The sequence below is a fragment of the Bacillus sp. JJ1609 genome, assembly GCF_036967045.1.
Lineage (GTDB): Bacteria > Bacillota > Bacilli > Bacillales > Cytobacillaceae > Mesobacillus.
Genome location: NZ_JBALSS010000024.1, coordinates 175948 through 201611 on the forward strand (window position 1 = coordinate 175948; position 25664 = coordinate 201611).

General features: G+C 42.1%; 21 protein-coding genes, 1 pseudogene and 1 other annotated feature. Of the genes and pseudogenes, 6 read left to right on the forward strand and 16 right to left on the reverse strand.

The window, feature by feature from the left end; genetic code table 11:
• Window positions 1–208 precede the first annotated feature (208 nt).
• Window positions 209–856, reverse strand: coding sequence for a tRNA (guanosine(46)-N7)-methyltransferase TrmB (trmB, locus tag V7654_RS17220; protein ID WP_335431913.1), 648 nt, complete (start codon window positions 854–856; stop codon window positions 209–211).
• Window positions 857–1049: 193 nt separating this feature from the next.
• On the opposite strand from trmB, the gene V7654_RS17225 reads away from it, so the two are divergent.
• Window positions 1050–1328: a YtzH-like family protein gene (locus tag V7654_RS17225; RefSeq protein ID WP_335431914.1), complete on the forward strand. Its 279-nt coding sequence runs from the start codon at window positions 1050–1052 to the stop codon at window positions 1326–1328.
• Between the two features lie 8 nt (window positions 1329–1336).
• On the opposite strand, the gene V7654_RS17230 is transcribed toward V7654_RS17225, so the two are convergent.
• The 5 genes from V7654_RS17230 to thpR form a co-directional block, all read right to left on the reverse strand.
• Window positions 1337–2110 carry a phosphotransferase family protein gene (locus V7654_RS17230; protein ID WP_335431915.1) on the reverse strand — a complete coding sequence of 258 codons (774 nt, stop codon included), beginning with the start codon at window positions 2108–2110 and terminating at the stop codon, window positions 1337–1339.
• Between the two features lie 416 nt (window positions 2111–2526).
• The gene (gene pulA / locus V7654_RS17235) at window positions 2527–4677 is read right to left on the reverse strand and encodes a type I pullulanase (RefSeq protein WP_335431916.1); all 2151 of its coding nucleotides are present in this window, start codon (window positions 4675–4677) and stop codon (window positions 2527–2529) included.
• Window positions 4664–5644: a diacylglycerol/lipid kinase family protein gene (locus tag V7654_RS17240; protein WP_335431917.1), complete on the reverse strand. Its 981-nt coding sequence runs from the start codon at window positions 5642–5644 to the stop codon at window positions 4664–4666. The genes pulA and V7654_RS17240 overlap by 14 nt, the downstream gene beginning before the upstream one ends.
• A 17-nt stretch (window positions 5645–5661) precedes the next feature.
• Window positions 5662–6639, reverse strand: coding sequence for an NERD domain-containing protein (locus V7654_RS17245; protein WP_335431918.1), 978 nt, complete (start codon window positions 6637–6639; stop codon window positions 5662–5664).
• 30 nt (window positions 6640–6669) lie between these two features.
• Window positions 6670–7251 (reverse strand): RNA 2',3'-cyclic phosphodiesterase, encoded by a 582-nt coding sequence (thpR, locus tag V7654_RS17250; RefSeq protein ID WP_335431919.1) that lies wholly within the window; start codon window positions 7249–7251, stop codon window positions 6670–6672.
• A gap of 317 nt (window positions 7252–7568) precedes the next feature.
• Between thpR and cysK the strand changes: the two genes are divergently transcribed.
• Window positions 7569–8504, forward strand: coding sequence for a cysteine synthase A (cysK, locus tag V7654_RS17255; RefSeq protein ID WP_335431920.1), 936 nt, complete (start codon window positions 7569–7571; stop codon window positions 8502–8504).
• 74 nt (window positions 8505–8578) lie between these two features.
• On the opposite strand, the gene speD is transcribed toward cysK, so the two are convergent.
• The 3 genes from speD to pepV form a co-directional block, all read right to left on the reverse strand.
• The gene (speD, locus tag V7654_RS17260) at window positions 8579–9430 is read right to left on the reverse strand and encodes an adenosylmethionine decarboxylase (protein ID WP_335431922.1); all 852 of its coding nucleotides are present in this window, start codon (window positions 9428–9430) and stop codon (window positions 8579–8581) included.
• A 241-nt stretch (window positions 9431–9671) separates the two neighbouring features.
• Window positions 9672–10526, reverse strand: coding sequence for a D-amino-acid transaminase (dat, locus tag V7654_RS17265; protein ID WP_335431923.1), 855 nt, complete (start codon window positions 10524–10526; stop codon window positions 9672–9674).
• 99 nt (window positions 10527–10625) lie between these two features.
• Window positions 10626–12041 carry a dipeptidase PepV gene (gene pepV, locus V7654_RS17270; protein ID WP_335431924.1) on the reverse strand — a complete coding sequence of 472 codons (1416 nt, stop codon included), beginning with the start codon at window positions 12039–12041 and terminating at the stop codon, window positions 10626–10628.
• A gap of 669 nt (window positions 12042–12710) precedes the next feature.
• On the opposite strand from pepV, the gene V7654_RS17275 reads away from it, so the two are divergent.
• Window positions 12711–12932 carry a DeoR family transcriptional regulator gene (locus V7654_RS17275; protein ID WP_207500860.1) on the forward strand — a complete coding sequence of 74 codons (222 nt, stop codon included), beginning with the start codon at window positions 12711–12713 and terminating at the stop codon, window positions 12930–12932.
• 57 nt (window positions 12933–12989) lie between these two features.
• Here the strand turns inward: V7654_RS17275 and V7654_RS17280 are convergent, their stop codons facing one another.
• Window positions 12990–13709: a pseudouridine synthase gene (locus tag V7654_RS17280; protein WP_335431925.1), complete on the reverse strand. Its 720-nt coding sequence runs from the start codon at window positions 13707–13709 to the stop codon at window positions 12990–12992.
• 269 nt (window positions 13710–13978) lie between these two features.
• Between V7654_RS17280 and V7654_RS17285 the strand changes: the two genes are divergently transcribed.
• The gene (locus tag V7654_RS17285) at window positions 13979–14260 is read left to right on the forward strand and encodes a hypothetical protein (RefSeq protein ID WP_335431926.1); all 282 of its coding nucleotides are present in this window, start codon (window positions 13979–13981) and stop codon (window positions 14258–14260) included.
• 43 nt (window positions 14261–14303) lie between these two features.
• On the opposite strand, the gene V7654_RS17290 is transcribed toward V7654_RS17285, so the two are convergent.
• Window positions 14304–15926, reverse strand: a complete 1623-nt coding sequence (locus tag V7654_RS17290) for a putative polysaccharide biosynthesis protein (protein ID WP_335431927.1) — start codon at window positions 15924–15926, stop codon at window positions 14304–14306.
• A 474-nt stretch (window positions 15927–16400) separates the two neighbouring features.
• Between V7654_RS17290 and V7654_RS17295 the strand changes: the two genes are divergently transcribed.
• The gene (locus V7654_RS17295) at window positions 16401–17669 is read left to right on the forward strand and encodes an NAD(P)/FAD-dependent oxidoreductase (protein WP_335431928.1); all 1269 of its coding nucleotides are present in this window, start codon (window positions 16401–16403) and stop codon (window positions 17667–17669) included.
• Between the two features lie 23 nt (window positions 17670–17692).
• Here V7654_RS17295 and V7654_RS17300 read toward each other — a convergent pair whose 3' ends face one another.
• The 3 genes from V7654_RS17300 to leuS form a co-directional block, all read right to left on the reverse strand.
• A complete protein-coding gene (locus V7654_RS17300) occupies window positions 17693–17878 on the reverse strand; it encodes a sporulation protein Cse60 (protein ID WP_207500865.1) in 186 nt (61 codons plus the stop codon).
• A gap of 57 nt (window positions 17879–17935) precedes the next feature.
• The gene (locus V7654_RS17305) at window positions 17936–18247 is read right to left on the reverse strand and encodes a rhodanese-like domain-containing protein (RefSeq protein WP_335431929.1); all 312 of its coding nucleotides are present in this window, start codon (window positions 18245–18247) and stop codon (window positions 17936–17938) included.
• Between the two features lie 378 nt (window positions 18248–18625).
• Window positions 18626–21040, reverse strand: a complete 2415-nt coding sequence (gene leuS, locus V7654_RS17310) for a leucine--tRNA ligase (RefSeq protein ID WP_335431930.1) — start codon at window positions 21038–21040, stop codon at window positions 18626–18628.
• 107 nt (window positions 21041–21147) lie between these two features.
• Window positions 21148–21365: a binding site (T-box leader), on the reverse strand.
• A 595-nt stretch (window positions 21366–21960) separates the two neighbouring features.
• On the opposite strand from leuS, the pseudogene V7654_RS23945 reads away from it, so the two are divergent.
• Window positions 21961–22239, forward strand: a pseudogene (locus V7654_RS23945) (nuclease-related domain-containing protein); the annotation flags it as partial.
• 627 nt (window positions 22240–22866) lie between these two features.
• Here V7654_RS23945 and V7654_RS17315 read toward each other — a convergent pair.
• Both V7654_RS17315 and glcD read right to left on the reverse strand, forming a co-directional pair.
• Complete coding sequence (locus V7654_RS17315; protein ID WP_335431931.1) at window positions 22867–24192, reverse strand: (Fe-S)-binding protein; 1326 nt, start codon at window positions 24190–24192, stop codon at window positions 22867–22869.
• Window positions 24189–25601: a glycolate oxidase subunit GlcD gene (glcD, locus tag V7654_RS17320; protein WP_335431932.1), complete on the reverse strand. Its 1413-nt coding sequence runs from the start codon at window positions 25599–25601 to the stop codon at window positions 24189–24191. Before glcD ends, V7654_RS17315 begins: the two co-directional genes overlap by 4 nt.
• Window positions 25602–25664: the final 63 nt, after the last annotated feature.

A 25664-nucleotide genomic window follows, 5' to 3' on the forward strand; every position in this document is an offset into this window, starting at 1 on the left:
ACAGCCCCATTTCTCCTCCAAACAAAAAAGACTGTAAACAAGCTCGATTTTCATCGAGTTTGTCTACAGTCTGAGCCGATCAACTAGTTTGATCGGCTAATCAATATAGGCTGTTTTCGTATAGTTCTTGGTTTTAATAAGTTAATTTTAAAAAACCTATTAAAAACAACAATCTTACAGAAAAGAACCTTTAAATTGGCATTTTTGTTTATTTTCCCGACTGAAATTGAACCTCGCAGCGATAAATCCTGCTGCCTCGTGAAGAGAACTTCTCTTCATATTCAGTCATGATATTGCCTTCGTAGTCGCTGTTATGAAGGTCAAGGCTTACATACTTCAGCAGCATGCCATAGTGTGAAAAGCTGACAAGTGAGTATTCAAATAAACCCTGGTTATCCGTTTTGAAATGAACTTCTCCATTTTTCACAAGGATGGCTTCATACACTTCCAAGAAGGATTTGAATGTCAATCTTCTCTTTTCATGGCGCGTTTTTGGCCATGGATCAGAGAAATTCAAGTAAACACGGCTGACATCTCCGCTTTCGAAGTATTTAGCAAGCTCCGCTCCGTTCACATTCATGAGCTTGCAGTTTGGCAGCTCTGCTTCAATTAAACGGTCCAGCGCACTGACGATGACACTCTCCTGCAATTCGATCCCGATATAGTTAATGTCAGGATTCGCTTTTGCCATTCCAGTAATAAACTGGCCCTTGCCTGTTCCGATTTCAATGTGAAGCGGCTGATCTTTTTCAAATGCCTCTCCCCACTTTCCACGAAGCGTTTCCGGTTCCTGGATGACGTAGTTAGAGAATTGCTGCAATTTATCTTTTGCCCAAGGCTTATTTCTTAATCTCATGCTTACACCTCTGTACTATTTTCGTTCGTTTCAAACGATATCATGCAACCCATATGTTTTCAAGGTGAAATTTCCACTTTGGCGGTTTATTACATGGTTTTTTCCATATGAAAAGGGATTGCTTCATGTATAAATGCAAAAAGGAATCCACACTATAATGGTGAATTCCTTTTAAAACGAAAGGGTGATCAGCGTGCCTTTAAGCCACCATGACCAGGTAAATTTATTAAAGGATATATTAAGCAACCACCAGACTGACTGCTGCGGAACGGTTGCGGAGTATCAGCAATTGGAACGTCTCATTAAGTCTTTGATGGTCAACACAAATGTAGACGGCAATATAAAATCAATTTTACAGGATGTTTATCAGTACAGCCAGAACGGGGTCAACGCCTCGGATTTGGAGCAGCATATCCAGACAAACCAAAATCAATTATCTCAATGGGTAGATGATATTGGTCAGTTTTCATAAAAAAAGTATTAAAAAAGTGCTTTTAAAAATTCGATCCATTTATCCATTTCAGGAATGCGATTCTGGTTTTTGTGCCATTGAATGGACGAAAGCGATTGCGCAAGAGCATACCACTTCATCCTTTGCTTGAGATTTTCTGTCAGGCTGATGCCATACATTTCGAGCCATTCTTCCCATGACTCTTTGGGTATGTAGGAATATAGGAGAAGGCCAAGGTCAATGGCCGGATCAGCAATCATCGCGCCATCCCAATCAATTAAATACAACTGGTTGTCTTCAGTAAGCAGCCAGTTGTTATGATTAACATCACAATGGCAAACCACCTTTTCATGAAAGTCGACATTTCCCACGTTTTCTGTAAGAAACTCCATCGAATCTTTCACTGCAGGCTTTGCCCTAAGTTCTTCATCCAATTCCTCGTTTAATGCATGCAGGATCATCTCAGGCTGCAAAGGACTTTTGCCTAGCCTGGTAAGCATGCCTAGCAAAGGTTCAGACGCATGGATCTTCTTTAGAAGCTTGGCCACCCGGTCATCATTCATATCTCCGGGCTTCAGCTCTCTTCCATTCATCCATTGCTGTGCAGTTATAACATCTCCGTTTTCTAACCTTTTAGTCCAAACAAGCTTGGGTACGATTCCTTCTGCGGAGAGTACAGCAAGAAAAGGGGACGAATTACGTTTTAAAAACAGCCTTTGTTCTTCATGCTGTGCAAAATAAGCAGCACCTGTTGCGCCGCCTGCAGGAACGATTTCCCAATCCTGTCCAAATAAATGTTCCAAAGTTAGTCACCTTCAATTTATCACTATTTCCCTTATGCTAAAAAACCGGAAATGTATCTATAAAATATAAATTCACTGTTGTTCTTATTATCGGAAATAAAAAGACAGCTATTGATAGAAAAATTCACATACAATAGCTATCTTATAAATTTTATCTCCTAGAGGCTTCCTTCGTCAACCCCATGAACCTCAATTTAATATTGTGAAAAAGTTATCATTTAAAAAGTCTAAGCTGTTTTTTTTAGAAAAGGCGATAAAAACCGTCACTCCTATCGCAACATCTGTGTCGGAAATTCCATGTTCAAGTCCGACCAGCGTGAGCCGACTAAGTACTCCGCGTCCCTGTACAACGCCGGCACTGGTACAATGTGTCCGCCGCTTTGTAGAGCGCTGGGACTATACAATACAAGAATCGATTACTTAGCTGCAATAAGGAGCGAGCAAGGTTCCAATATTACCTTATTACCCTCGATATGACGAAATGGCATGGCAGAGGCTTTTTCATGGTCAGCGAGGACTTTCCAGCTTGCACTTTCAGAAAGCTCGACCAGCTGCTGGGTCAGTGAAGGGTTAAAAAATACCAATATATTTTCCCAACTTCCCAAATGGCCGATATCTACAATCGAAATACCAATTAAAGGTGAAGGCAAGGATAAACAGGATATATGCTGGCGAATTTGTTCACTTTCAGAAAAACGGAACGCTGCATTCATTTTTCGGATGTTTATGAGCCCTTTTATAAAATTTACATTATCAAGATTCTCATCTCGCAGATCCCAATCTAGCCAGTTGACATCATCTGGTGAGCGGTAGCTGTTTCCAATTCCTTTTTTCGTCCGGAAAAATTCCTGGCCGCTATGCAAAAATGGAACACCTTGTGCAAGCAGGACGATCGAAGTGGCTAACCTGTGCTTCTTCTTTAAAACGCTCTCATCTTCTTCAGGATCACAAATTCCCAGCTTATCCCATAGGGTGTGGTTATCATGCGATTCAATATAATTCACCGACTGTGTTGGCTGCAGGAATAATCCATGCCTTCGCTTTCCGATGCCGATGCTGCCGGCTAGCACTTGCTTGGCTGATTCTATTACACGGTCATTTCCCAAAGCATAGCCTCTGTCGTATAAATTGAATGTACTTCCTTTTATCGTATCCCTGAACAAATCATTAAACTGGCCTATTCGTGGCAGCTTTGCCTGATTGGCAATGTTTGCCTTCTTTTCTGGCAGGAGCGGGGTATTGAGATCCCAGCCTTCACCGATGATCAGCGTGCTGCTGTCGATGGCATCCACTGCATTCCGGACAGCGTCCATTGTCTCCACGTCAAGGATTCCCATCAAATCGAAGCGAAAGCCATCAATCTTGTATTCCTTCAGCCAGTACAGGACGGAATCTATAATGAATTTCCTTGCCATCAATCTTTCTGATGCAAAATCATTCCCTACCCCTGTGCCGTTCGAAGGGAGTCCATGCTCATTATGTCTGAAATAATATCCCGGAACAATTTTTTCAAAAGACGAATCTTCCCGGATGTAAACATGATTGTAGACGACATCCATGATGACTCTTAATTCCAGGCTGTGGACTGCCGAAATAAGCTGTTTCAACTCGATAATCCGATTAATAGGGTCTTCAGGATCAGTAGCATAACTTCCATCAGGCACATTAAAATGGATAGGGTTATAGCCCCAATTGTATGAACCGGTTCGGTCAAGCTCGTCTACGCCTTCAAAATCATGAAACGGCAAAAACTCAATATGTGTGACACCCAGGCTTTTTATATAGGAAAGTCCAGTCATCATGCCACTTGGACTGACAGTACCGATTTCAGCAGCACCTGTATATGTCCCTTTGCTTTTCACTCCACTGTTTGGATGAATCGTTAAATCCCTTATATGCGTTTCATATATGATAGCATCTGTCGGAGAGCTAAATGGAGGAAGATCGACCATCGGGACCTTCGTTTTCTCTTTATCAATGATGACTCCATACTCTCCATTTGCGGTTAAGGCGTTAGCATATGGATCGACAGCTTCTCGCCATTCAAGATTGATGCAGATCAAAAATGTGTATCGGTAAGAATCAAGGTTCCGGTCAACCGCGATGCTCCAGATTCCCTTATCCATTCGCTCCATAGAGATAAGCTCGTAGTCTGTCTCCTCACTTTTAAAAAGCTTAAGCTTTACTTTTGAAGCAGTAGGAGCCCATAGTTTAAATGCTGTTTTTTCCGGAGTAAAATGAACCCCCAGGTCATTTCCGTCATAATAGAATAACTGATCAAATTCTTCTGTGCGGATCACCGCTCCGATTTGCAGATCCGTTTCTCCGCCATGTTCATCCGTTATGGTATATTGGCGCCCTATTACAGGTTCGACACTCGATAAGCAAATATACTTTACAGCATGCTCAAGATAAACCTTATCCTCAATTGCCAAAGGCACATCAACGCCTTCTCCCTTTATGCTGAACTTATTAGAAATTCCTTCAAAATAAGTAAATGGGAGCAATACGGTAATATGATTAATATGATCGAGATAGGCGTTAAACTTCCGTTCAATGGCAATCATCTCTTTTCAACTCCTCGGTAGGCCCTGCTTTGCTTTTTCCTGATACTATTTTTAGTGCTTTGGGACAAGCTTGGATTTTTAAAGGTGTATACCCAATCACTTCCCCATCTGCATGCGTCAAAACTTTATGTTCGGAACGAATTGAAATAGACCTTCCTGTGAATTGCTCCACTTCATGGAACAATGTATGCTTCCCCCAAAAGACACTTATGAAGATTAATAGCAGTTTCCATCTTGAAAGATTGTGCACGACAGTGACATCTAGTAGACCGTCATCAGGCAGAGCATCAGGAGCGATTTTCATTCCGCCTCCATAATATTGCTGATTTGAAACGGTTACAAACCAGGCTGCATCATACCCATACTCCTTGCCATCTACAGATATTCGAACTGGAAGGCAACGGAACGTGAGCAATTTTTTTATCAGGATGTATACGTAGACTAGCCTGCCCAACGAAACACGGTTGAGAAGCCGCTTCATTTCTGATTCATTCGCTTCCTTTGCAACCACGGCATCAAAGCCTACACCCATATTATTCATAAAATATGTTTCCTGTAATTCATTGTGCTGAATTTTTCCGAGATCAATTAAATGGCTGGCCTTTGAATGGTTTTCTATTAATAAACGGAGTGCTGCTGCCGCTTTTTTAGGAATAGCAAAGCCTCTTGAAAAATCATTTCCAGAGCCACCTGGTATGAATCCCAATATCACATTGGACATATTTGCTGTTCCATTCACCACTTCATGAAGAGTGCCATCTCCGCCTACTGCAGCTATCGTAATCTGCTTACCATTGGCTTTGCGCGCAATTGACTCTGCTAACTCCGTCGCATGTCCAGGATACTCTGTAAAAAAAGCGAGAAAGGGGATTTTGATTTCGCTTAAATTTTTCTCTATGTTTCTCCAAATCTCCCGGCAACTCCCATTCTTTGCATTTAGATTGACAATAAAATAGATCTTATCCATATGATTCAACCTTTACCCTAATTTTGGCCACCTTGTCTTGGGCTGCTTTCCCACTCATGTCTTCTGATTGAAGTTGTCTGGCAATATTGCAAAAGAACCTGGGCCGCTTTTAATTGCATATGCTTTAAAGGGGATTTCATACCTCTCAAAGCGGTGAACCACTCATCAAAATTCCGTTTTTCGATTAACTGGACACCATATGGTGCAAGCGGATAATCAATAAAGCCATTTCTGCTTAGCAGCAATTTTTGTACAGGGAGTTCAACTGCATGCAGATCAAAGAGTGTCTTGACGATTTTTTCGGTTCTGTTAAGCGCGGTCAGAGGATTCAGGATTTTCGTTTCTTTATTCTTCGTCATCTTTATCCAGAAACGATCCTTTGAGCCCACAAACACAGCATTTTCTTCTGCCTCTATTAAAGAAATGCAGATGGTTGCGCCTGGAGTAATCATGATTAACTCAGTTTCTACTGGCGCTTTTTTTAGTAAGAAAATAGGTTTATATAAAATAAGGAAAGTGTCAGGAAAACGCTGGAGCACAAATTTCAATGTTGAATCATTAGTGAACTCTTTTGCGATAAACGATTTTTCCGTCAATGTAGAACTCGCCCATTTAAGCTGGAATGGCATTAATTGGTCTAGAAAATGCTGCTTCAATCCCTCAATTGTTTTGATTTTGCTAATCATCTCTACTTCATGATCGTCTATCATTGTTTCCTGGTCATCGTCCAGGCCGACTGGAGAATATTGTTTAGGTTCAGATTGCGGTGTGTCAGACTGACGTACGATACTTTTAATCTTCTGTAAAATGGTATTGGTCAGTTCCTCTGGCTGCCCATAACTATTTACCTCTTCAGGCTGAATAGGGCCGTTTTCCCATTTCTCCTTTACACCTTCCCATTGCTTTTTCTTTAGACGCACAAACCTTGAAGGATAAAGGTATATATCTTGTGCATAGCGTGATACATAGTCTTGCAGCTTAATTAACTGTGCCATTGAGTTTCCTTCCTTTAAACCTGCTCCTTGTTAAGCTTTTGGACGGGATGCAAGCGGGAATATTTTAAGTGGTTCATATTTCGGACTTTTCCCTAAATGAGTCCTGTACAAAACGACTCTCTCAGCATAAAAATTTATTTTTCCATCCTTGAAAGGATTTAATTCTTCGAGTAATTTGTATGTAAATGACGACTCTCCTGTCCATTTCCTTGCCAACGTAATATGAGGGCTGAATGGACGAGTCTCAAGTTTAAAACCGGCCGAAATGCATGCCGAAAATACTTCTTCTCTTACCACGGTTAAGCTCTCTGATTCCTCGAGACCCGCCCAAAAAATCCTTGGTGAATCCTTACGGCCAAATATGCCGAGATGATCAATTTCTAATTCAAATTCGAATTTCCTGCTAAGTGCAGAATCAATCAGGTTATTGGCAGCATCAATTTGCGGTGCAGCAGCATTTCCGAGGAATGCCAGGGTGATATGTAAATCCTGGGGGTGAACCCATTTCTTGAAAGGCAATGCTTGCTGTAGCTCTGATATTGTTTTCTCCAATTTTTCTTTTACCTCGCCCGGCAGTTCCAAAGCATAGAAAAAATGTGCATGCTGCTCCATTGACACTATACACCCTTTCTTGTACATGAATTAATTGTAGCAAATGACTTGTTGTTTTGGCATATATTCCTTAATATGAATTTTAATCCCTACAAGTTGATAGGAATAGTTAATTTTTTGTATGATAATAAAAAGGTAACATTATTTTTGATTTGCCTATAATCAATTATTCATGATTGTAATAAGACTTTTATCGTATAACTAAAAATCGGTTTTATCGAAAACTGATCATATGCGGGAAATAAACAACAATCTATGCGAAAACATTTTTTTGTAAATACTAAAGCTTAGGCACATTCAGCAAGGAGGCTATTGCCATGAAAGTTGTCAATAATATCGCCGCATTAATAGGGGAAACCCCTCTTGTAAAATTAAATCATCTGGCACCTGAGGGAGGCGCTTCAGTCTATTTGAAGCTTGAATATTTCAACCCAAGCAAGAGTGTTAAAGACAGAGCAGCGTATAATATGATGATCACCGCCGAAAACGAAGGAAAGCTTAAGCCAGGTGCCACAATCATCGAGCCAACGAGCGGAAATACGGGAATCGGTCTGGCAATGAATGCAGCAGCAAGAGGTTATAAAGCAATCCTTGTCATGCCAGATACTATGACAATCGAAAGAATCAATTTGTTAAAGGCATATGGAGCAGAAGTGGTGCTTACCCCAGGTGATGAAAAAATGCCTGGATCGATAAAAAAAGCAGAGGAGCTTTTAAAAGAAATCCCGAACAGCTTTATGCCAATGCAATTTGAAAATGACGCTAATCCGGATGCCCACAGAAGATCAACAGCACTAGAAATCATTGAAGCCATGAAAGAACTAAATAAGCCTCTCAGTGCATTTGTTGCAACTGCAGGAACCGGCGGGACAATCACAGGCACAGGAGAGGCACTTAAGGAAGAATTCCCTGATTTGCATGTACATGTCGTTGAGCCTGCGGGATCTCCAGTGCTATCCGGAGGTAAGCCTGGTAAACATAAGCTTGTTGGTACTAGCCCGGGATTCATTCCTAAAATCCTTAATCAGGACGTTTATGAAAAGATTCATAAGATAGAAGATGAAGATGCTTATGAAACAGCAAGAAGACTGGCAAAAGAGGAAGGCATCCTAGTAGGCCCTTCATCTGGAGCTGCAGCATTTGCTGCCATTAATGTGGCTAAACAGCTGAAGCCAGATGAAGTTGTCATCTGCATCGCATGCGATACGGGTGAAAGATACTTGTCCAGCGACCTTTTTAGGTTTGAAGAATAGGTAAGAGATTTGTTTAAAGCCTGTCTCATTTAATACGTACAAAAGCTGCGGGATTCCACTCCCGCAGCTTTTTATTATTTTTCATCATCTTTCTCATCTTCATCTTCAAAAATGGTACCAGAATGGAGCGTCACTCCGGAGACGATCTCTTCCATTTCAGCCTGGAGTCTTTCGGTGATTTCTTCTCGTTCTTCAGGAGATAATGATTCCTTCGTATAACCGAAGAGATAATTATCCAAATCAAATTCTCTCAGCTTGCACTTTGTGTGGAAAATATTTTCTTGATATACATTGACGTCGACCATGTCGAATTGATTTTTGATATTCTCTGGGATATAGTTTTGAATCGAACTGATATCATGGTCGATGAACAATTTGTTGCCATCCTTATCACGTGTAAATCCCCTTACCCTATAATCGATTGTTATGACATCGGTTTCGAAGGAATGAATCAGATAATTCAGCGCCTTTAACGGCGAGATCTCCCCGCATGTCGATACATCGATATCTGCCCTGAACGTACTGATTCCCTCGTCAGGATGGTATTCTGGATACGTATGCACGGTAATATGGCTTTTATCCAACTGTAAGACCACATTGTCTGGAAGCGGCCCTGGCGATTCATCATAGGCTTCCTCAGGGACCTCGACAACAGGGCCTTCAGAAACAAGGATCGTCACACTAGCGCCTTGAGGGACATAGTCCTGCTTGGCCACATTAAGCACATGCGCCCCAATGATATCTGATACATGAGTCAGAATTTTCGTCAGCCTGTCCGCATTGTACTGTTCATCAATATATTCAAGATAAGCTTCACGCTCTTCCTTTGTTTTCGTATAACAGATGTCATACATATTAAAGCTCAGTGATTTAGTCAGATTATTAAATCCATGCAATTCGATATGCTGTGCTGGTGTGAATTTCATCTGTGTTCCCCCTTGTCTGTATTCTGCTATGCTCTGTCTGTAATTGTACATACGACATGTTTTTAAGCAGGTATCATACTGATTTAAATATTTTTATGATACCCATTCCTGCCAATAAAAAACAAAGTTGCTTTAAAACCTGAATTGGTGGATTTTGATTTGTAAATAAACACGATTCAAATTTATGCGTTTTACAACATATAAAAAAGCCTGCAGCATTGGAGCTGCAAGCTTAAAAATATTAGATTTTGCCGCATTGCTGTTCAATTTCAGCTTTGAACAGATCTTGCAGTCGGCGTGTCACTTGTCCTGGCTCACCATTTCCTACTGGTTTGCCTTCGATTTCAACCACCGGCATTACTTCGACGGTTGTCCCTGAAGAGAAAACTTCATCAGCGGCGTAAAGTTCGTCGAGTGAGTATGCTCTTTCCTCATAAGGGATTTGCTCATTATTGCAAACCTCGAGGACCTTTTGCCTCGTGATGCCATTGAGAATATGGTTATCTGCAGGGTGAGTGATAATCACACCATCTTTGATAATCGAAATATTGGAATGACTCCCCTCAGTCACCGTCTGGCCACGATGTAAAATCGCTTCAAAACAGCCAGCTTCGGCAGCTTTTTGCTTAGATAGTAAATTGCCTAGTAAGTTCAAGCTCTTAATATCGCAGCGCAGCCAGCGGATATCCTCATCCAGGATTGTCCGGACACCTTTTTGCATAGACTCTTCTGGACGGGCAACCTGACGCGTATAAGCTACGAAAGTTGGCGCAACATCCTTTCCCGGAAAAACATGGTTTCTTGGTGATGTCCCCCTTGTGAACTGCATGTAAACGATCCCCGTTTGCAATTCGTTTTTGGCAATCAGCTCTTCCATCATTCCTGCCAGAGCTTCAGAAGCGTATGGAAGCTCCATCTGGATTTTTTTCGCACTTTCCACAAGACGGTTTAAGTGCTCCGTACCGGTGAACATCTTGCCATTGTAAACCCGTATTACTTCATACACGCCATCACCAAACTGATATCCCCTGTCCTCAATATCAACCTTCGCCGAAGCGCGGTCCATAACCTCACCATTAACAATCACATACTCCATCCAATAACCCTCCCCATCACTTTAACGCTTTACACTGCCGGGGGTCTGACCCCCACTGCTTTAACGCTTTACATTGCTGGGGGTCTGACCCCCAACGCTTTAACGCGCTAGTTCGTATATTGCTTGTGCGTATATTGCTGTTGCTTTTAAGAGATCTTCTATAATCATATATTCGTCTTTTTGGTGGGCGATATCTGGTCTTCCTGGGAATAGTGGGCCGAATGCTACCCCGGATTTCAATGACCTTGCATATGTTCCTCCGCCAATGGAAATTAACTCTGCTTTTTCTCCTGTCTGCTCCTCGTATACCTTTTTAAGGGTTTGGATGAGGAAGTCGTTTTCATCCACATGATGTGGATTTGAGTTAGAGAAATTTTCAATCGTTATCCCTTCTGTTTCCAAAAGGCCATTAAGAATTTCTTTTGTTTTTTCAAGCTTTGTCGTTACTGGGTAACGCATATTCAAGCCGGCGCGCCCGCCGTTCTCTGATGAATAGGATAGCTTACCAACGTTAATCGTCAAGTCTCCCGTAATTTCATCCGTATATGCGATGCCAAGCTCCTTGCCTCGGGAATCCTTGCCTAAGTATTTTGAGACAAATTGAAAGAACTTGCCGCTATTTCCGTCAAGGTTTAGCTGAGAAAGGAAATTTGCCATATGCAAGCCGGCGTTTTTACCGTTATTAGGTTCCATTCCATGAGCAGAAATCCCTTCGAACTCAAGGATTAGCTTACCACTCTCAACATGCGCTTTTCCCTGGAGTTCATTTTGTTTTTTATAATCTTCAAAACGCTGGACAAGGTCAGTCTGTCTCTCCTGAACCACTAAACTGGCCTGGGCAAAGTCGGGTACCATGTTATAGCGTCTTCCAGAAGAGAACTCGATCACTTCTGCATCATAGTCTGTATTTTCAGTTCCTGCAGGGTTATATACTAAATCATAGTCTGCGATCCCTTTTTCAGCATAGATAATAGGAAAATCAGCATCTGGAGCAAAGCCCATCACTGGCATTTCTTCGTGTTTAAAATAATGATCTACGCAGCGCCAATCACTTTCCTCATCTGTACCGATAATCATCCTTACCCGTTTGTTCAGCGGCAGACCCAACTCTTTAACGATTTTCATTGCATAATATGCAGCCATTGTTGGACCTTTGTCATCAATTGCTCCACGCGCGAAGATTTTCCCATCGCGAATTTCTGCACTAAACGGATCGCTTGTCCAGCCGTCTCCCTCTGGCACGACATCAACATGGCAGAGAATACCGATAATTTCATCGCCTTGTCCAAACTCAAGATGGCCTGCAAGGTTGCCAACATTTTTGGCTGTGAATCCATCCTTTTCACCTAATTGCAACAGAAATTCCAGTGCTTCTTTTACACCTTCTCCAAGTGGAGCCTCTGGAGTTGCATTTTCTTCATCAAGGAGACTTTTAATTTTCAGGAGATCCTGGGCGTCTTTTATCAGGTCAGCCTCTCTTTTTTCTACTTCCTTCATCCATTGGATTGTAGTCATCTTCATACCTCCCATATTGCAATTGTATGTAATCATGTTCTCTTTTGGATGCTATTTCCCTATTAGAGAAAGTCTAAGCAGCTCCATAATCTTATTGTACCTCTAATCTGTCTGTTATCTCCTTTTGAAAACTTGAATTTATTTTACTCTTAATTAGCTCTTGCCGTAAACTCTTGGAATTTCAGAATTTTAGTTGAAGGCTGTTTTCTAAAAGATTGATGTTTAGAATGGATTGTTTGAAAGCAAAACATTGATAATAAGTGGATTGGAAATAAACTTATTAAAACCAAGAAGGTATACGAAAACATCCTTGTTGAAAAAGCATTTTATAGCTAGTTTCTACGATTTAAGCTATTTTTCTAAATTTTCAATCTTTTGTCATATTTAGCCTGTTTAAAGCCATATCGTTAAGTATAAAGATTATTAGGAAGGAGGAAGTGAATAGTCGAGTTATTATTTTTTTGTAAAATACAGTGAATTATCTGGAATTTTATTTTATTTAGCGTTAAAATAGTCCAAAAGGTAGGACATCTAATAACTACCTTTTAAAAAGGACGCTAAAGGAGCTGTCTGGAAAGAAGAAAACTACATACTTGAGGATTCGTCTTCAATCAGTTGTCGGTTGCAGGAAAATGACAAGGGGTTTAATAAAGGATAGGGAGTGGTTGTTTGAAACCTTCGACTAACCGGATGATAAACCGCATCAAATCCATCTACATGTTTATATGTCAGAATGGTACTGTCACAACTCAAGATCTTGTAGAGGAGTTTGGGATTACACCTCGAACCATCCAGAGGGATTTGAATGTCCTGGCTTATAACGACTTGGTGAAAAGTCCTAGCCGAGGTAAATGGACAACGACCCAGAAAAAGGTAAAGATGTCATCGTAAATATAAAAAGAAATCGCCTGCATTAGGGCGATTTCTTTTTTTGTATAACACAAAAAGTTATTTAGGTTCGTACGTCATGAGCAGATCAAGCTCCTCATCAGTAAGCTCCCTGTATTCACCGAGTTCGAGTGTTTCATCAAGCTCGAGCGGTCCCATAGACAATCGTTTCAGGTAGATCACCCTTTTGCCAACGGCCTGGAACATCCGCTTTACCTGATGGAACTTTCCTTCGGTAATGGTCAGCTCAATATCCGATGTAAGTCCTGATTTTAAAATAACAAGCTCACCCGGCATAGTCTCATAGCCGTCATCAAGGGTGACCCCATTTTTGAACGCTTCTATATCCTCGTCTGTTACTTCTCCATCGATAACAGCAAAATACGTTTTTGGAACATGTTTCTTAGGTGATAAAAGCCTGTGAGACAGTTGTCCGTCATTGGTGATCAGCAAGAGGCCTTCAGTATCCTTATCAAGCCTGCCAACAGGGAATGGCTCAAATACTAGATCCTCGACTCCAAGAAGATCGATTACTGTTTCATCACGATTGTCCTCTGTTGCGGAGATTACGCCTGGCGGTTTGTTCATCATCAAATAAATAAATTCCCTGTATTGAATTTCTTCCCCGTTCAATGTCACAGAATCCTTCTCAGGATCGACATGCTGTTTTGCATCCTTAACGATTACGTTATTCACTTTAACGGCACCGTCTTTCAAAAGCTTCTTCACATCTTTCCTGCTTCCATAACCAAGATTCGAAAGAACTTTATCGATTCTCATCGCGAACCTCCTATTTTCTATTAGGCGTGCGCCCATTCCAATTTCTAATTTCAACATAGACTAATATCATAACTTTACTTTATAAGAGGCAGTTTCGCATAAATTGTTGTTTTTCGCATGAGTAATCCTTAATAAATAAGGATTTGGGGGCATCATCTGTTCCTATTAATATTTCCATTTTCAAAAGATATTGGGATTGATGGATTCTTTCTTATGCACATACAACAGTATAGACGAAAAGAGCCTTAAATAACGAGGAGATGAACACTATGTACTACGGTCAGCAAGGTCAAGGCTTGGACATCCCACTATCTGGTGTGCCTGGAAGAAGTTTTCCGGGTGGCCCAGGAGGAGGTTTCCCAGGAGGAGGTTTCCCAGGAGGCGGCTTTCCTGGAGGCGGCTTCCCTGGAGGACAATTCGAGCAAAGATTAAACCGCCTTGAGCGCCAGGTTGAAAGACTGAATAACCGTGTCGACCGGCTTGATCGCAGGGTAGACAGGATTGAACGTCGTCTGGGCATCCGTGAAGACAGCCAGCAGTTTTATTATTAAGATTTTATGTAAAAATGGCCTTCAATCAAGAAGGCCATTTCTATTATACCGGCAGCCTTAGCTTACGCTTGATTTTGGTTACACGATCTCCAAAAAGCTTGTCCACAAGCTTGGTCCTTAACCCGAGGTATAAATAAACCGCTGATCCAACTACTGCCGAGATTGCTATAATGACAATCGACTGGAACTTCGAAGCTGGGGAAAGGAACTGAACCAGCACTTCATAGAATGCCATCGTAACCCCGGCCATCAAGCCAGAAAAGACGATGATCAATGCAATTCTTCGAGCAACAAATCCCATAGGATATCTTGCAAAAGTTTTAATTACAAGCATGTTTATAACTATTGCAGCTGTATAGCCAAGTGCGGTTGATAGAACTGCTCCCTGTGTTTCAAATAATTTTATCAAAGGGATATTCAAGCTTAGCTTGACCAATAATCCTGTCAGCAGACTTAAAATCGTAAATCGCTGCTCATTGATTCCCTGCAGTATTGCCGCAGTCACCGAATAGAGAGCAAACAGAATCGCAACAGGAGCGTAGGTCCTCAATACCTCTGTGCCTAAATCCTTATGCTCATAGAAAACAGTGAACATTGGCTCTGCAAGGAGTGCCAGTCCAAACGTGGCTGGAACAGTCAGATACATTAGTACCTGGAAGGTCTGGTCCAGCTGGCGCCTCATACTCTTCCGGTCGTTTTCCACAAAAGACTTAGTGATGCTTGGTACAAGTGTTAACGAAAAGGCCGTTGCCAGCGATACGGGAATGATCACCAGCTTATGCGATTCAAAATTCAAGACAGAAAACGCGGCCTGCGCCTGATCTTCAAGGCCAATTAAGCCCATTGCCCTGCTGAACGTGATCTGATCTATGAATTGGAATAAGGGATTGGCTATTCCGACAAAAACGAATGGTGCTGCATAGAGCAATATTTCCTTGTAAATATCCTTTAGGGATATATCAAGTGTACCTTTATCCTCTTTTAAAAGCTCATCAAGATGAGGCTTCCTCTTAAACCAATACCATCCTAATATCGCGAGGCTGCCGAGTGCGCCTATAAAAGCGGCAAATGTTGCTACACTCACTGCAGTTACCATGCTTCCATTTAACCAATTAAGGACGACATATGCTCCAGCAAGTAAAAATACAATCCTGACAATTTGTTCAACAACCTGTGATACTGCTGACGGCCCCATAGATTGGTGCCCCTGGAAAAAACCTCGGATTAAGCTCATAAAAGGAACAACAATCAGTGCAAAGCTGACCGCCCTAATAACGGTTGTAACGTCTTCGACACTGATTTCCAGATTCTTTTTAGTAGAACTAATCGAAATCTCCGCAAGAAATGGTGCTGTCATATACATAATCAGAAAAGAAATAACCCCGCTCGCGAGCATGACAACAAGACCAGATTTAAACAGCTTCCTGCCAACCGCATATTCCTCCATCGCATTGTATTTAGCAATGAATTTTGAAACAGCCAGCGGTACGCCAGCAGTTGCTATACTTATAAAAATCGTATATGGGATATAAGAAAACGAATAAAGAGCAGTACCATGTTCTTTAACGATGGCGTAAAAGGGAATAACATAAAACAGCCCCAGAACCTTGGAAATGATTGTGCCAAGCGTTAAAATAAACGTCCCTCTTAAAAGCTTTGATGACATAAAATCCCTTCCTAACAGTTACTTTTCACATGATAAAAAAATTAAAGTTTAAAAACTGACTACAAACTTGTATTTTACCACAAACAAGTTTAGACACTATGATAATAATCAATTATTACAGTTTTTAATCTGCATTCCCTAGTTTACTCTTCTTTTAAACTAACCGCTACTTTTCTAGATGACAGTTTTCGAGGAGTTTTATGGAAGCTGTTTTTCCAAAGGTTTTGCTTTAAGACGATATCTCTAAATCACGGAGATTCTATTTAATTCTTTTTTCTCATTGTTTTTTCTAGCAACTCAATTTAATGCTACCTGTTTGGATTTCCTCCATGCCGGCAATGTTTTTAAGAGAAAGATACTATATAATGATAAAGTCGCAAGTTCCTTCATTAGCGATATTTTACAAAACTAAATGAACACAGTTGGCTGATGGTTGGCCGCTGATAAAAGTGAACTCGAAAAGATGGTGAAAGTATGAAATATGATGTAATCGTCCTCGGCGGCGGACCGTCAGGATTAATGGCTGCCATTGCAGCCGGTGAACAGGGCGCAAAGGTTCTGTTGATTGATAAAGGGGACAAGCTCGGTCGCAAGCTAGCTATTTCCGGCGGCGGACGCTGTAATGTGACAAATCGCTTGCCTGTGGAAGAAATTATCAAACATATACCAGGCAACGGGCGTTTCCTCTACAGCGCCCTTAACATTTTCAGCAATGAGGATATAATTGCCTTTTTTGAAGGGCTGGGAATTCAGCTTAAGGAAGAAGATCACGGCCGGATGTTCCCTGTCACGGATAAGGCTCAATCTGTTGTAGATGCTCTCCTTACAAAGCTAAAAGAATTAAAAGTCGAGATAAAGACAAACAGCCCCGCTGCTGATGTCCATTATAAGGATGGCCAGGTTGAAGCAGTTCACTTGAAAAACGGCGAAATGATTCACGCTGACAGCATCATAATTGCTGTTGGTGGAAAATCAGTTCCTCATACTGGTTCAACTGGTGATGGATATGCATGGGCTAAAAAAGCTGGACACACAATTACTGGTCTTTTTCCGACTGAGGTACCTGTCACCTCCAGCGAACCTTTTATCAAGGAAAAAGCCCTTCAGGGTCTATCTTTAAGAAGTATTGCCCTCAGTGTATTGAATCCAAAAGGCAAGGCACTCATTACTCATAAGATGGATATGATTTTTACACACTTTGGAATAAGCGGACCTGCTGTCTTGCGCTGCAGCCAATTTGTCGTCAAAGCTATGCAAAAATGGGACCTAAAAGAGGTTGTGATGTCCCTTGACTCCCTCCCAGACATGAAAGAAGAAGAGTTATTCCAGGAGATTAACAAGCTTATTAAGGCTGAACCGAAAAAGACTGTCAAAAATCTGCTTAAAGGGCTTTTGCCCGAACGTTATCTCTTGTTTTTGCTGGAACGAAACGAAATTGACCCTACTATGCAGGGCGGCCAGCTTGGCCATGAAAAAATCAGAAGTTTTGCTAAATCGGTAAAGCAATTTGAGTTCAAGGTAAATGGTACCCTGTCTCTTGATAAAGCATTTGTAACAGGTGGGGGCGTCTCAGTTAAAGAAGTCGAGCCGCAGACTATGGCTTCTAAAAAAGCCGTGGGCCTTTATTTTTGCGGAGAAATCCTCGACATCCACGGTTACACAGGTGGATACAACATTACCTCAGCCCTTGTAACAGGACGGCTTGCCGGTATGAATGCAGCGCAGCATGCTTTGCACAAATAAAATTAAAACAGAGCCTGATAGACTCAGGCTCTGTACACTATCATCGCGGAAAAACAGTAAATCTGCTCCTCCTCCAATTCCTCTGGCACGACTGCGACATTATACTTTATGTCCAGCAATTTCTTTTCATCCAGCTTCTCGAGAAATCGGTTCATTTCTTGTTCAAGATCTTTTTCATGCTCATGATCAAATACTCTGACCTGGATCAAGGTAAAACTTCCTTCCTTTTTTACATCCAGTCTGGCCAGATTTTCAGAATTTTATAATTACGGACGCCTCGTTTCTCCGCCCCAGCTCATCATACCGCCAACCATGTTGCGTACTTTGTAGCCCTGCTCATTCATATAGTGGCATACATTGCCGCTGCGTGCGCTTGAACGGCAAATAAAGATGTATTCCTTATCTTTATCGAATTCGCCCATTCTCTCAGGAATTTCGCCCATTGGAATATGCTTAGCGCCGGGGATCATTCCAGATTCAACTTCGTCATGCTCACGAACATCAACCATTTCAAGCTTCTCGCCAGCTTCAAGCTTCTTTTGAAGTTCTTCAGTAGAAATCGTTTCAATTTTATTCATCTTATTGGCCTCCATTTTTAGGTTAATTCTTCAATTGTACGAGAACACATACATTGATGTATTTTCCCCTATTTATTATAGAAAAACTCTTTCACATAAGCAAAAATAAACTATACCAGGTATAGTATTTTTTAAAAATAAGGCTGTGTTAAACTTGTCTCTTGATTTCCGCTCCAGGCACTCGCTTTCCGCGGGGCGTCAGGTGAGCCTCCTCGTCGCTTTGCTCCTGCGGGGNNATCCCGCAGGAGTCGAGTGCCTTCCGCTCCAATCAACAGGTGCTAAAAATCAACATTAACCTTTAACACAGCCAAAAATAAAAGGGCCGTTTATCAACGACCCTTCGATTTATGGGGATAATGTAGACAAGTTTGCCTGAAATTAATTAGCTACGATGTTTACTAGCTTTCCTGGTACGGCAATTACTTTACGGACTGTCTTGCCATCGATTTGTCCTTTTACTTCATCGTCCTCCATCGCTAGTTGCTCTAAAGCTTCTCTGTTCGCATCTGCAGGTACCATCATTTTCGCTTTGATTTTGCCATTTACCTGAACAACGATTTCAACTTCATCGTCGACAAGTTTTGCTTCATCATATGCAGGCCATGCCGCATAAGTAATTGATTCGCTGTGACCAAGCTTTGCCCAAAGCTCTTCTGCAATATGCGGGCAAATAGGAGCAATCATTTTAACGAAGCCTTCAACATACTGCTTTGGAAGCTCTGTAGCTTTATATGCTTCATTAATGAAGACCATCATTTGCGAAATCGCTGTGTTAAAACGAAGTCCTTCATAGTCCTCAGTTACTTTCTTCACAGTTTGGTGATATACCTTTTCAAGGCTCTGTCCGTCACCTTCCTGGATTTTCGGATTCAATGTGCCATTTTCTTCAATGAACAAGCGCCAGATGCGGTCAAGGAAACGGCGGGATCCGTCAAGTCCATTTGTTGACCAGGCGATTGAAGCTTCAAGAGGTCCCATGAACATTTCATAAAGTCTCAAAGTATCGGCACCATGGCTTTCAACAATTTCATCCGGATTAACTACATTGCCCTTTGATTTACTCATTTTTTCATTGTTTTCACCGAGAATCATACCTTGGTTGAATAACTTTTGGAACGGCTCCTTCGTGTGGACTACTCCCACATCGTAAAGGACCTTGTGCCAGAAACGAGCGTACAACAAGTGCAATACAGCATGCTCTGCTCCACCGATATAAATATCAACCGGAAGCCATTCTTTTAACTTTTCTGCATCTGCAAGCGCCTGCTCATTCTTTGGATCAATGTAGCGTAGGTAGTACCAGCAGCTACCTGCCCACTGTGGCATTGTGTTTGTTTCTCTGCGGCCTTTTTTGCCTGTTTCAGGATCAACAACATTTACCCACTCATCAATATTTGCAAGCGGAGATTCACCAGTACCGGACGGCTTAATTTCAGTTGTTTTTGGAAGGACAAGCGGCAATTGCTCATCAGGAACAGCTGTCATTGTGCCATCTTCCCAATGGATGATTGGAATCGGTTCGCCCCAGTAGCGCTGGCGGCTGAACAGCCAGTCTCTCAAACGATAAGTTACCTTTTTCGTTCCGATGCCTTTTTCTTCTAACCATGCAATCATCTTGTTGATTCCGTCTTCTTTGTTCATACCGTCAAGGAATTCAGAATTCACATGCTCGCCATCGCCAGTGTACGCTTCATCAGCTACATTCCCGCCGGCAACGACTTCTTTGATTTCAAGGTAGAATTTTTTAGCAAATTCATAGTCGCGTTCATCATGTGCAGGTACTGCCATGATTGCTCCTGTACCATATGAAGCAAGCACGTAGTCCGCAATCCAGATTGGCATTTTTTCACCGTTTGCTGGGTTGATCGCATAAGCTCCAGTGAACACGCCAGTTTTGTCCTTTGCAAGGTCTGTACGCTCTAAGTCACTCTTGCTCTTGATTTCATCAATGTATTGTTCAACTGCTGAACGCTGCTCTGGAGTCGTGATTTTATCAACTAATTGGTGTTCAGGTGCAAGTACTGCATAAGTTGCTCCGAATAATGTATCTGGACGAGTTGTAAAGACAGTGAATGTTCCCTCATGGCTGTCGATGTTGAAAGTGATTTCCGCTCCCTCTGAACGGCCAATCCAGTTGCGCTGCATATCCTTAAGGCTGTCTGGCCAATCCAATAAATCCAAATCCTCAAGCAAGCGGTCAGCATATGCTGTAATTTTTAGCATCCACTGTCTCATTGGACGCCGTTCAACTGGGTGTCCCCCACGCTCACTTTTCCCGTCGATGACTTCTTCATTCGCTAAAACAGTTCCAAGTGCTGGGCACCAGTTCACTGCCACTTCATCAATGTAAGCAAGACCTTTTTCATAAAGCTTCAAGAATATCCATTGAGTCCACTTATAGTATCCAGGGTCAGTCGTGTTCACTTCACGATCCCAGTCATATGAAAAGCCTAATGCTTTTATCTGGCGGCGGAATGTATTGATATTCTGCTCCGTAAACTCAGCCGGATCGTTACCAGTATCCAATGCATACTGTTCTGCAGGAAGACCGAAAGCATCCCAGCCCATTGGATGAAGGACATTGAATCCCTGCATCCTTTTCATGCGTGAAAGGATGTCAGTCGCCGTGTAACCTTCCGGATGGCCAACGTGAAGTCCAGCTCCAGAAGGGTACGGAAACATATCCAACGCGTAAAATTTCTGCTTTCCTTTATCTTCAGTTGTTTTGAAGGTTTTGTTCTGATCCCAATACGATTGCCACTTTTTCTCGATATCCTGATGGTTAAAGCTCATCGATTTGTCCTCCTGTTTTTTGTCAATTTATTTTTAGGGATGGAGTTTGGATATTAAAGCCGCTTGTGCTGTTTCTCCTAAAAAAAATAAAAAACTCCCGTCCCTGTAAAAGGGACGAGAGGATATGTATGATCTCCCGCGGTACCACCCAAATTAGTGTGCAACACTCGCTTCATTCATCCTTAACGCGGAATACGGCAAGCATTACTGAAGGTTCACGCTTGCGACTCAAAGGCGAGTTCATGATGGTCCCGTCTGGCTTGCACCAACCGCCAGCTCTCTTGCTCAGGCTTACACCACTACTATTCCTTGTCAAAGTCTTTCGTTATAGATATAGGAATATTGTAATAAAATTCCCGTTTGGATGCAAGTAGGGGATGGAATAAAAGATTATGGAGGTTATTTTATGTTTTTGGCGGTGGATTGGTGTGGGGTTGTGCTGAAATTGTGCCGCGATAAATATTCGGTTAATCAATTCAGCTAGTGCGCGCTAAAAAGCCAGGGTATAGCCCTGGCCATGTCATTCATTGGTTTCGTATTTATTTAGCTGAGATTTTGTTTTGAAAAATTGGAAAAAACCGTACGGAATTTCCAAGTTGCGGGATTTCGACAAAAGGTTGCGGAATAAGGATGCCTAATCGCGGAATCTAATCCTGAGCATGCGGGATTTCGACAAATTCCTGCGGAATGACCTCAAACATCACTTTTAACGAATTACATTTTTTAACAAAAGCATAGATTTTCATTGAAAAACAGGAATTTCCACGTTCATTATCGAACTATAATAATACTAATTACAAGGAGTGATGTATTTGATTGCTAAAAAACGTACAATCCCATTAGAAATCCTCATTTATGAAGCAGTTGTGAGAAGGCTGCCTGACAAAAACCCACGTAAATCTGAGTTCGAATCAAAATTAATGCGCAGGAGATCAGGATACAAAGGAGAAAAAGAACTTGATTACTTTCTTTCTCAGTTTCCTGATGATGATTTCACCATAATCCAGAGTATTCGGCTTCCCCACAATGATACCCATTTCCAAATAGACGCTCTCCTACTTAGTCCATACTTTATAATAAATATGGCAGACAAAAATCTTGTCGGTGAAATCGAGTTTAACACTGAATTTGATCAGATGATTCAACGATTTGATGGAAGTGCAAAGGTTTATTCTAGCCCAGTCATACAAGCTAAAACCCAAACATCACACCTGCAAACCTTGTTATCTATGAATCATTTCCCCCCTTCTCCACTAGAGTTCTTCGTTACAATCAGCAACCCGCAAACACTAATCTTAAATCCAAGCAGGAGTCAAGAAGTTGCCTACAGAGTCTGCAGAACTGCAAGAATCCCATACAAAATTTTAGATTTGAAGTCAAAATATAAAAAAGTGAATTGGTCCAAGAAAGACATCAAAAAAATAACCAAATTGTTATTAAAAAAACATGAACCACTTATTCCCGATATTAGTGGTATGAATATTCCCTTTAAGCACCTTAATCTGGGGATACAATGTCCAAAATGCTCTGCCTTTGGGATGGAGCGTACCTATGGAACTTGGTTTTGCAAATCCTGCAGCCACACTTCAAAAGATGCACACATCTCAGCAATTAAAGATTACTTTCTTTTATATGGGAACACCTTAACAAATAAACAATTACGATTATTTCTTCAAGTAAACTCCGATGATTTCGCAACTCATTTATTAAAATCACTAAATCAATTCTACTGGTACTACGAGAAACAGGCTATATCACCCACCAAAAGATTTCTTCAACTAAAAAACTCCATCCGCAAAAACACGAATGGAGTCTCACAAAAAAATCTATTCCTTCACAGCTTCCACCAGCAAATCAACAATATGCACGCCTCTCATAGTCGAGGCCAAACCTTCGCGTTCAATCCCAAGTTTCATCTGGAGCAGACACCCTGGATTTGCGGTGACAATTGTCGTTGCGTGGGTTGCTTTTGCCTGGACCATTTTGGAGTCCAGCAACTGCATGGACATTTCGCTTTCGACTATATTGTAGATTCCAGCAGAACCACAGCAACGGTCGGCATTCTGCATTTCGCGGAATTCCACACCATTAATAGCTTTCAGCAGGGTCCTGGGCGCTGAGGCAGTCTTCATTACGTTGCGAAGGTGGCATGAATCCTGGTACGTCACGACCTGGTGCGGCAGTTCCAGCTTCACTTTTTCATGGAAGCCGACCTCTACTAAAATTTGCGAGATATCCTTGATTTTATCTGCAAAAGCCTGGGCTCGTTCCTTCCATTCCGGATCGTCTTTAAGCAGATGGTCATAGTCGATCAGGAATGCACCGCATCCGCCGGCGTTTGTGATGATAAAATCAACCCCGTCATCCTCGAAGGCTTTTATGTTACGGCGGGCCAGTGCTTTCGCATCTTCCTTTTCACCGCTGTGGCCATGCAGCGCACCGCAGCAGGCCTGCTCTTTCGGAATGACAATTTCGCAGCCTGCAAGCTGAAGCAGCTTCATGGTTGCATTATTTGTCTCAAGGAACATCGTATCCATCAGGCAGCCGCTGAAAAAGGCAACTTTATGGGTTTTTGTACCGATTGCTTCAAGGTGTTCAGGCCGGTTTTTCATTTCCTTCATTGTTGGGACCCTCGGCAGCACTTTTTCCATAGTAGCTAGCGATTCCGGGAATAGCTTCATAACTCCTGTGCCACGCGCAATCTTCTGAAGCCCTGAGCGCTGATAGAAACCAATCAGCCCAGTAAGTCCTCTCATTCTGTTCTGATGAGGGAAAAGCCCCTTAAATACAGCTTTTCGGACAACTCTAACCGGCATAGAGAATTTCTTGTTTTGATTTACAATATCACGAGCTTCCTCGAGAAGATGTCCATAATTCACACCTGATGGGCAGACTGGCTCACACGCCCTGCAACCAAGGCAGAGATCGAGCGACCTTTCAAAATCCTCATCAGGCTCGATCAATCCATCGACTACCGCCTTCATTAAAGCGATGCGTCCGCGCGGTGAATGGGATTCCTGATAACCAGATTCGATATATGTCGGGCATGTCGGCAGGCAAAAGCCGCAGCGCATGCAATTCAATAGTTCGTCCTGGTTCATTTTTTCCTGGAATTGTGTCTGGATTCTCTGCTGTTCTTGAACTGTTGTCATCTTGAAACCACCACTCGTTTCCTGCTGTCTTTCGCGAAAATCTTGCCTGGATTCATGATATTGTTCGGATCAAGCGCTGCCTTCACAGCCTTCATGGCAGCGACCCCTTCCTTGCCAAGCTTCAACTCAAGATATGGTGCTTTCATGACGCCAACTCCGTGCTCACCTGTAATAGTGCCGCCAAACTCGATTGCTTTTTCAAAAATTTCCGCGAAGGCTTTTTCGACTCTTTCCATTTCCTCATGGTTGCGGGAATCGGTTGGACATGTTGGGTGCAGGTTACCGTCACCTGCATGGCCGAAAGTACAGATATTCAAATCATATTTCACTGCAATCTCATTAATTGCATTTACCATTCTAGCAATCTCAGATCTTGGGACAGTAGCATCCTCTAAAATCGTCGTCGGCTTCAAGCGGGCAAGTGCTGATAAAGCGCTGCGTCGTGCTGTCCGTAAGGCCTCTGCCTCTGCTTCAGACTGTGCGACCTGTACTGAAACAGCTTTTTCCTCCTTGCACACCTCGGCAATCCGCGCCATATCCCGCTGGACAACTTCAGGAGGACCGTCTTGTTCAATCAATAAAACAGCTTTTACATCAGTAGGCAAGCCGATTTTAGCAAAATCCTCAACAACCCTCAGTGTTGGCTGATCAAGGAATTCGAGCGTGGCCGGGATGATTTTGCTTGCAATTATTTTTGAAACAGATTTCGCTGCCGCTTCAAGATCCTGATAAAGAGCAAGCATCGTCTGCTTTGTTTCCGGAACAGGTATCAGTTTCAGGATCGCTTCTGTAACAATTCCAAGCGTTCCTTCAGAACCGACGAACAATCTTGTAAAATCGTAGCCTGCTACATCTTTGGCAAGCTTTCCTCCTGTACGGATAATGTCTCCATTAGGAAGGACAGCTTCAAGACCAATCACATAGTCTCTTGTTACACCATATTTCAATCCGCGAAGTCCTCCTGAATTTTCATTAATATTTCCGCCGATTGTTGATATTTTCATAGACCCTGGATCTGGCGGGAAAAATAACCCCTTTGCTTCAACAGCGTTGATTAAATCCAATGTCACGACCCCAGGCTGCACAGTAGCAGTCAGGTTCTCTTCATCTACTTCAATAATCTTATTCATATGTTTAAAAAGCAGCACAATCCCGCCTTCTGTCGGGCAGGTGCCGGCACAAAGATTTGTTCCGGATCCACGTGGCACAATCGGAATTTTATACTCATTACAGATCTTAACAATTTCTGAAACTTCTTCTTTATTCCGTGGACTCACTACCCCATCAGGCATCGATTGAAAATTAGGTGTGGCATCGTATGAATAGACAAGGCGTCCTGTTTTCGTATCGTCAAAATTTGCCGCAGAAACGACTGAAATGATTTTTTCTTTTACTGCTGTTGTAAGCATTAAGATATTCCTCCTTGTGAAGATAAATAAATTCAGGCTTCCTATCATTATGACAGAAGCCTG

Excerpts from the sequence above, each read along its gene's own strand:
- glcD (WP_335431932.1), bottom strand. The coding sequence starts at position 25,601 with ATGCTTACAACAGCAGTAAAAGAAAAAATCATTTCAGTCGTTTCTGCG.
- V7654_RS17290 (WP_335431927.1), bottom strand. The coding sequence starts at position 15,926 with ATGTCATCAAAGCTTTTAAGAGGGACGTTTATTTTAACGCTTGGCACA.
- pepV (WP_335431924.1), bottom strand. The coding sequence starts at position 12,041 with ATGACTACAATCCAATGGATGAAGGAAGTAGAAAAAAGAGAGGCTGAC.
- V7654_RS17285 (WP_335431926.1), top strand. The coding sequence starts at position 13,979 with ATGTACTACGGTCAGCAAGGTCAAGGCTTGGACATCCCACTATCTGGT.
- V7654_RS17315 (WP_335431931.1), bottom strand. The coding sequence starts at position 24,192 with ATGACAACAGTTCAAGAACAGCAGAGAATCCAGACACAATTCCAGGAA.
- V7654_RS17280 (WP_335431925.1), bottom strand. The coding sequence starts at position 13,709 with ATGAGAATCGATAAAGTTCTTTCGAATCTTGGTTATGGAAGCAGGAAA.
- speD (WP_335431922.1), bottom strand. The coding sequence starts at position 9,430 with ATGAAATTCACACCAGCACAGCATATCGAATTGCATGGATTTAATAAT.
- leuS (WP_335431930.1), bottom strand. The coding sequence starts at position 21,040 with ATGAGCTTTAACCATCAGGATATCGAGAAAAAGTGGCAATCGTATTGG.
- V7654_RS17295 (WP_335431928.1), top strand. The coding sequence starts at position 16,401 with ATGAAATATGATGTAATCGTCCTCGGCGGCGGACCGTCAGGATTAATG.
- cysK (WP_335431920.1), top strand. The coding sequence starts at position 7,569 with ATGAAAGTTGTCAATAATATCGCCGCATTAATAGGGGAAACCCCTCTT.
- V7654_RS17245 (WP_335431918.1), bottom strand. The coding sequence starts at position 6,639 with ATGGCACAGTTAATTAAGCTGCAAGACTATGTATCACGCTATGCACAA.
- thpR (WP_335431919.1), bottom strand. The coding sequence starts at position 7,251 with ATGGAGCAGCATGCACATTTTTTCTATGCTTTGGAACTGCCGGGCGAG.
- trmB (WP_335431913.1), bottom strand. The coding sequence starts at position 856 with ATGAGATTAAGAAATAAGCCTTGGGCAAAAGATAAATTGCAGCAATTC.
- V7654_RS17240 (WP_335431917.1), bottom strand. The coding sequence starts at position 5,644 with ATGGATAAGATCTATTTTATTGTCAATCTAAATGCAAAGAATGGGAGT.
- pulA (WP_335431916.1), bottom strand. The coding sequence starts at position 4,677 with ATGATTGCCATTGAACGGAAGTTTAACGCCTATCTCGATCATATTAAT.
- dat (WP_335431923.1), bottom strand. The coding sequence starts at position 10,526 with ATGGAGTATGTGATTGTTAATGGTGAGGTTATGGACCGCGCTTCGGCG.
- V7654_RS17305 (WP_335431929.1), bottom strand. The coding sequence starts at position 18,247 with ATGAATAAAATTGAAACGATTTCTACTGAAGAACTTCAAAAGAAGCTT.